Raw genomic sequence first — 5,789 nt, 5'->3', positions numbered from 1 at the left:
ATGCGAACTACTCGCTGCATTATGTGGGTGGCGTGGGCCCCGGCCATATCTCGGCGGATTACTTCGGTGCGTTTGCAAACCGCATCGGTGAACTGCTCGGTGCAGACCGGCAGGACCCGCCTTTCGTTGGAATCATGTCGAACGGCACCAGCGGCGATATCAACAACATCGACTTCCGTGGTGGTCAGGCCAAAGAGGGACCGTATGGACGCATCAAGATCGTGGCGAATGATGTGGCGCAGGCGGTCGCGGGTGCGTGCAAGACGCTGACATATCAAAACTGGGTACCGCTGGGTGTCGCACAGAAGGAAGTCATGTTGGGCCTGCGCATTCCCACGAAGGAGGAGGTGGACAAGGCAAGCCCGCTGACGAAGCAGTCAAAGCTCTTCCCGCGCATGGAGACGATGGAGCAGGTGTATGCGCGTGAAACGGTTCTGCTGGCGGACTTTCCGAAGAGAGTCTCCGCGCCGCTGCAAGTCCTCAAGATCGGCGAACTGCGTGTTTCAGCCATCCCTGCGGAAGTCTTCGTGGAAATCGGCCTCGGATTGAAAAAGCGCCATCCCCAGACATTCACAGTGTCGCTTGCCAATGCCTACCACGGCTATCTGCCCACGCCGGAGCAGCACAAGCTCGGCGGCTATGAGACCTGGCGTGCGAGATCAGCCTGCCTTGAAGTCGATGCCTCGACGAAGATTGTCGCCGGGCTTGAAGAGCTGTTTTCGTCACTTCAATGAAACCTATCATGAAATCCATCCTGCTTTGCTTCGCTCTGCTTACTTGCGCGGCGTCCGCTGCGAACATCGTCATCATGACGGTCGAAGATCCCAACAACTATGAAGCGCCAAGGACGATGCGCGAGTTTGCGGAGAAGGAACTCCGGCCGCTGGGGCATCACGTCACCATCATTGATGGTGACAAGCCGCAGATGCATCACTTTACCGGTCTCGTCGAAGCACTGAAGGACGCGGATCTGCTGGTGCTTTTCTCCCGCCGTCGCTTCCCCCCAAAGGAGCAGATGGCCGCCATCCGTGCGCACCTCGCAGCTGGGAAACCGCTGCTCGGTATTCGCACTGCAAATCATGCTTTCCTCCCCAAGCCGAATGAAGTCGTGGATGCCAGTCTGGCTCCATGGCCGGAGTTTACGCATGAGGTTCTTGGCGGAGAAAATACAGGCTATGAAACCAAGGGGCTGCCTTACAGCGTCAGCGTGCCGGATGGAGTCAAGACGCCGCTTCTTGAAGGAGTAAATGTGGCGAACATACGTGGTTATCAATCGATGTACAAAGTGCTGCCGCTGGCCGCAGATGCCACGCCGATTCTCATCGGCACCGCGCAGGCCGGTGCCAACACGTCACCGCAGCCAGTCGCATGGACACGCACCTACGGCAGCGGCAAGGCCCGCATCTTTTACACCAGCCTCGGAGCGCCGGAAGACATGCGCAGTGCGGATGTGCGTCGACTGCTGTTGAATGCCGTGGCTTGGACCCTGCAGAAATAACGAATCATGAAATTAATCTGTCTTCTCCTGCTCGTCTGCGTGGCCACTGCCAGAGCTGAAATGCTCGCCGGTGTTGCCAAAGTTGACATCACTGACCGCACCGTTCCGCTGGTGAATGATCCGTGCTTCGCCAAGGCGCTCGTCCTAAAAAGCGGTGGCACCACGGCGGTGCTGATCACGTTGGATGCGGTGGCTGTCGGCGGCATCGGGCGCGTCGGCAATGGCTTCATGCCAACGGTGCGTACCGGCTTGCAGGAGTTGGGCATTCCGGCGTCGAACGTCGTGGTCAATGCGAGTCACTGCCATGGCATCGTGCGTGGAGATCTTGAGCCGCTTGTGATTCAGGCGGTGAAAGAGGCGGTGAAGAATCTTGTTCCTGTGAAGGCAGGCAGCGGCGTGGGCTCGGAGACCCGCATCAGTGAAAACCGACGGCTCAAGATGAAGGATGGCAGCACGGTGGATATGCGCCGTGCGTACTCAATGCCGCTTGATGAGGATGTCGCCAGCGTGGGGCCAATCGATCCACAGGTGGGCCTGCTGCGTCTGGATCGTGCTGATGGCACAACGCTGGCCGTGCTCTATCAGTTCGCCTGTCATCCCATCATGAATCCGCCCAGCAAAGGCTGTTCGGCAGACTATCCGGGCTTCGCCTCCAAGGCCATCGAAGAGGCGCTAGGCAGCGGCGCGATGGCCTTCTTCGTGCAGGGCTGCGGTGGCGACATCAATCCGGTGCGATACAAAGAAGTCACGCGTACCGCCGATGCCGAACCGCTTGGAACGATGCTGGGCGCGACCGTTCTGGCCGCTGCACGGAAGATCGAAACAAAAGGTGATGGCGTTCTTAAAGTGTCCAATGCCACCATCGCGGTGCCTCGTGCGGCGGATTACACAGCACGCATCAGCAACATTGAGGCGGAGCAGAAGAAACTCGTCGCAGCGCTCAAACCCACGAACATCAACTTCAAAAGCTTCCTGCCGCTGCTGCTTCAGCACAAGCTGTGGCCGGACACGCCGTCGCATTACTCGCAGAGCTATCTGCACGATCAGGCTCTCGACCGGAAGGCCATCTCACAGCTCGATGCGGACAACCGCCTGCTGGTGGAGAACTACCTCTCGAACATCGAGATCATGGAGCGTCTCACAAGGTTGAACTCGAACATGGCGCTGCTGAAAATGCACCTCAAACAAACTCAGGCAGCAGGTGAAAAGACGCTGGATGCCGAGGTCTGCGGCCTGCGTGTTGGCGACTTCAAACTGGTCACGTTTCCCGGCGAAGTCACCGTGCAAGTGGGCCTGAACATCAAGAAAGCCGCGAAGGATGCGAACGCCCATGTCTCCGGCTACACCAATGGCTACATCTGGTACACCCCCACCGTGGAGCAGCGACTCAACCCCGGCTACGCGCAGGAAGACTGCGACACGCTGGTCGCGCCCGAGTGGCAGAAGATCTTTGAAACCAAGGCGTTGGAAGTGTTGACCAACCTCAGCCGATAACCATCCCCATGAAAGCCGCTCTCACTCTCTTGTTATGCGCCTGGACTTGTGCCGCTTTGGCCGCTGATGAACTGCCAAAAACGCTCATGACCCAGCGCGGCAAACTGCTGGTCAGCGAAGACTTCACGCCGCCGCTGGCGCCGGTCACGGGCAAGCCTGTTGGTTTTGCCAGCGGGTTTACTGGCTGGCGCTACAATGCGGGACCAGTGGGTGGAAAGTCCGGGCTGTGGAAGCTGGCCGATGGTTGCTTTACCGGCGTTGAGAGTCCTTCCGCCAACCATCTGGCAACAGCGTCGTTTGGTTTTCAATTCACCGACGCCATCATCCAATGCGAAGTGCGGTTGAACGATGTTCCTGATGAGGGGCGCAAATATCGGTCCCTGTTTGTGAAAGCGACGGATGTGAAAGACTATGTGATCTCGCTCAGCATCGGCCCGGGCGGTCTGTTTTTAACACCCTATGATGCCGACCGCATCAATCCCGCCACCAAGCAGCGGGAGAAGGGAACGACGAGCCGCGTCCTTACTCCGGTCAAACTTAACGAATGGCATACGGTGGTGCTGGAGATCAAGGGCGACGAGGTGGTGGGCACGCTCGACGGCAAGAGCACCACCCTGAGCAATCCGCTCATCAGCGTGGCCAAGCACAGCATCATGCTCGGGGCAGGCACTGAGGCCAGCTTCCGCCATCTGCGCGTGTGGGAGGCACTGCCGAATCCTGACTGGGCGGCGGCCCAGGCGGCACTTCAAGCAGCATCGAAACCCTGAGCAGACTTCCAATCTTATGAACTTGTCTTTTGTTTTTCGCACGTTGCTTTTCTTTACAGCCATCCTCGGATCGCAGCTGCAAGCGGCGGAACCACCTCACATCGTCATCATGATTGGCGAGGATGAGTACCACACCTGGGAGACCCTGCCGGAGTTTGCGGCCAAAGACTTGAAGGCCGCACCTTATCGCGTCACCATCATTCAGGCGGACGCGGCGGACAAAAACCAGTTCCCTGGGTTCGTGGAGGCCATGCGTGATGCAGATCTTCTTCTCATCAGTGTGCGTCGCCGCACGCCGACGACGGAGGTGATCAATGCCGTGCGCGCCCATCTTGCAGCCGGCAAGCCGCTGGTGGGAATCCGCACGGCCAGCCATTGCTTTGCCCTGCGTCCCAAGGAGCCCGAGCCCAAAGCGGGGCTGGCGAAATGGCAGGACTTTGACCCGCAGGTGCTGGGCGGCAACTACACCGGTCACTATGGCAAAGACGCCGCCACCATCAGCTTGGTTCCGGGTGCGGACTCGCATCCGATCTTGCGAGGAGTCACCGTGACTGAACTGATTGGACACGGCGGTCTGTACAAAAACACACCGCTGCAGGCCGGAACCACGCCCCTTTTGATGGGGACGCTGGCCGGTCAGGCGACGGAACCGGTCGCTTGGACTCATAGCTACGGCGAGAAGAAGTCCCGCATCTTTTACACCTCGTTGGGGCATTGGGATGACTTCAAGCTGCCCGCCTTCCGACGCTTTTTGCTGAACGGCATCGCCTGGGCATTGGAGAAGTGAGGCATCAACATCCGCGGGTAACGCACTTTGCATCAACCTGCCTCATGCAACCGGTCTGGCCCATGCCGAATCCTAAATTGGTAGCGTTGCAGCCTTGAGCATCGCCAGCGGCTCGCCATAGAAAGCGGTTCACCAAAACAACCCCGACGAATATGCGACTTCAAGATCAGGTCATCCTCATCACCGGCAGCACCACCGGCATCGGCGAATTCATGGCGCGGCGCTTTGTCGCCGAAGGCGCCAAAGTCATCCTGCACGGCCGCGATGCGGCACGCGGCGAGGCCTTGTGCCAGGAACTCGGCAAGGACAAGGCGGCCTTCTGCCAGGGGGACCTCGCGGATGCCGCGTATCCTGCCAAGCTGGCTGCGGACGCGATCGCCGCTTTCGGCAAAGTCGATGCTTTGGTGAACAACGCGGCGCTGACCAATCGTGCGAAAATCGGCGAGACTGATGCAGCTATGTTTGACCGCATCATCGCCGTGAATGCGCGTGCGCCGATGCTCTTGATCCGCGCTTTGTTGCCTGAATTGAAAAAGAACCGGGGCGTCGTGCTGAACATCGGCTCCGTGCTCGCCCACTGTGGTCAGGCGAACTTGCTGGCTTACTCGATGTCCAAAGGCGCGCTGATGACGATGACCCGCAATCTGGCCGACGCACTCGGCACGGACCGCGTGCGTGTGAACCAGCTCAATGTCGGCTGGACGCTCACCGAAAACGAATACCAGGTGAAACTTGGCGACGGCCTCGGCGAAGGCTGGCCGGATCGCCTGCCTGCTTATGCGGTTCCAATGGGCCGTTTGCTGATGCCGGAAGACATCGCTGCGGCATCCGTTTACTGGGTCGGCCGCGAAAGCTTCCCCGTCACCGGCACCGTGGCCGAGCTGGAGCAGTATCCTCTCATCGGCCGCTACACAAATCACGAAGGCGACCCGCTCAAACAACAAGATCACACCAACTAAACCACCATGAAACTGATCCGCTTTGGAAATCCTGGAGAAGAGAAACCCGGCCTGCAACTTGACGATGGTCGCCGCATTGATGCGAGTGCCTTTGGCAGCGACTATGATGAAAAATTCTTCGGGGGAGATGGTCTTGAACGTCTCGCCGCCTGGGCCAAGGCCAACGCGGCCACTGCACCGACGGTGGCTGCCGACACGCGTCTGGGCCCGTGCATCGCACGTCCGAGCAAGATCATCTGCATCGGTCTGAACTACAGCGACCACGCCAAGGAAAGCGGCATGCC

Annotated in this window: 5 protein-coding genes and 2 pseudogenes; all 7 read left to right on the top strand. The window is 59.1% G+C overall.

The window, feature by feature from the left end; all coding sequences use genetic code 11:
* A pseudogene (locus tag ACIREA_RS25035) lies at nucleotides 1-734 on the top strand (hypothetical protein); the annotation flags it as partial.
* A gap of 8 nt (nucleotides 735-742) precedes the next feature.
* Entirely contained in the window at nucleotides 743-1,498 is a 756-nt protein-coding gene (locus ACIREA_RS25030) for a ThuA domain-containing protein (RefSeq protein ID WP_397385060.1), read from the top strand.
* A gap of 6 nt (nucleotides 1,499-1,504) precedes the next feature.
* A complete protein-coding gene (locus ACIREA_RS25025) occupies nucleotides 1,505-2,992 on the top strand; it encodes a hypothetical protein (protein ID WP_397385059.1) in 1,488 nt (495 codons plus the stop codon).
* Nucleotides 2,993-3,000: 8 nt separating this feature from the next.
* On the top strand, nucleotides 3,001-3,759 hold the full coding sequence (locus ACIREA_RS25020) for a hypothetical protein (protein WP_397385058.1): 759 nt from the start codon (nucleotides 3,001-3,003) through the stop codon (nucleotides 3,757-3,759).
* 16 nt (nucleotides 3,760-3,775) lie between these two features.
* The gene (locus ACIREA_RS25015; protein WP_397385057.1) at nucleotides 3,776-4,546 is read left to right on the top strand and encodes a ThuA domain-containing protein; all 771 of its coding nucleotides are present in this window, start codon (nucleotides 3,776-3,778) and stop codon (nucleotides 4,544-4,546) included.
* A 152-nt stretch (nucleotides 4,547-4,698) separates the two neighbouring features.
* Nucleotides 4,699-5,505 (top strand): SDR family NAD(P)-dependent oxidoreductase, encoded by an 807-nt coding sequence (locus tag ACIREA_RS25010; protein WP_397385056.1) that lies wholly within the window; start codon nucleotides 4,699-4,701, stop codon nucleotides 5,503-5,505.
* A 6-nt stretch (nucleotides 5,506-5,511) separates the two neighbouring features.
* A pseudogene (locus ACIREA_RS25005) lies at nucleotides 5,512-5,789 on the top strand (ureidoglycolate lyase); the annotation flags it as partial.

It is taken from the genome of Prosthecobacter sp. (genome assembly GCF_044373815.1).
In the GTDB taxonomy this organism is placed as follows: Bacteria; Verrucomicrobiota; Verrucomicrobiia; order Verrucomicrobiales; family Verrucomicrobiaceae; genus Prosthecobacter.
Note: the sequence above shows the minus strand (reverse complement) of the source record. Positions and strands in the feature narration are given on the sequence as shown.